General features: G+C 70.2%; 1 protein-coding gene. It reads right to left on the reverse strand.

Features of this window, described 5'->3' with window-relative positions:
• Positions 1–433: peptidase dimerization domain-containing protein (locus OR16_RS37920; protein WP_043422831.1), on the reverse strand; the 433-nt coding region annotated here is incomplete at both ends.

Genomic DNA, 433 nt, shown 5'->3' on the forward strand with positions numbered 1-433 from the left:
TTGACCGTCGCGCGCACGTCGCCGATGGCGGTGGCGCGCTCGGGAATCTGGTTGCGGACCTCGCCGGCCTGCGCGGTGGTCCAGTTGAGCTGGGTACCCGGCACGGACTTGGCCACGTCGCGCGTTTGCTGCAGCTGGTAGGCCAGCTCGATCAGCGCGTTGCGGCCCAGCTCCGGCGCGGCGCGGGCGTGCGAGGCGCGCCCCTTCACTTCCATTTTGGCGGTGGCGGTGCCGCTGGCGCCCAGCAGCAGGGCCTCGGTCTTGACCACGGCCTTGGCGGTGGTCGGCTCGAACGACAGCACCACGTCGTGCTGGTCGGCCAGCCTGGCGATGGTCTCGCCGGAGCCAATGGAGCCGACTTCTTCATCGGGGTTGAACAGCACCGTCAGCTCGGCATAGTCCTTCCAGCCGGCCGCCTGGAGGATGGCCAGCG

This window comes from Cupriavidus basilensis OR16 (genome assembly GCF_000243095.1).
In the GTDB taxonomy this organism is placed as follows: Bacteria; Pseudomonadota; Gammaproteobacteria; order Burkholderiales; family Burkholderiaceae; genus Cupriavidus; species Cupriavidus basilensis_D.